Here is a 513-nt window from a genome sequence, read left to right as displayed (position 1 = left end):
AAGAGTGGCGCATCCCAGCGAATCAGCAGAAGGCCGGGGACCTGTTTTGCGTCCGGGTGCCGCGCAACATCGTGATAGCCTGGTCTTCCGTCAATCTTGCCCAATACGGCGTCGTAAGGGTGCCACGCGCGCCAGACAAATGACAGCAGCGACAGGCCAATAGCAATGAAGATGCCCTGTACGACACCGACCATGAGAACGCCTGCGAAGCAAACCATGGACAGCGCGAACTCGCTGCGGCGCATTCGATAAAGACGTGTCACGTTTCCGAGATCGAAGAGCGAGAGTGCGGCAGAAACAATGACCGCGGCGAGAGCGGCGTTCGGCACGTGCGTTAGCAGCGCAGGAGCCACGATCAGCAGAAAGGCGATACAGAGCGCGGACACAACGCAGGTCAACTGTGTCTTTGCGCCGGCTGCCTCGGCGACTGGCGTTCGTGACGCACTACTGCAGACTGGGACACCCTGCAGCAGACCAGCCGCGATATTGGCGACGCCAAGCGCCACGAGCTCC

General features: G+C 60.8%; 1 protein-coding gene. It reads right to left on the bottom strand.

The genetic code is table 11. The annotated features are described in order from the left end of the window. On the bottom strand, window positions 1-513 hold a 513-nt coding region (locus P0D80_RS51090), incomplete at both ends, for a SulP family inorganic anion transporter (protein WP_408296578.1).

It is taken from the genome of Paraburkholderia sp. RL17-373-BIF-A, from assembly GCF_046030175.1.
Taxonomy (GTDB): domain Bacteria; phylum Pseudomonadota; class Gammaproteobacteria; order Burkholderiales; family Burkholderiaceae; genus Paraburkholderia.
This window is presented reverse-complemented; position numbering and strand designations above follow the sequence as displayed.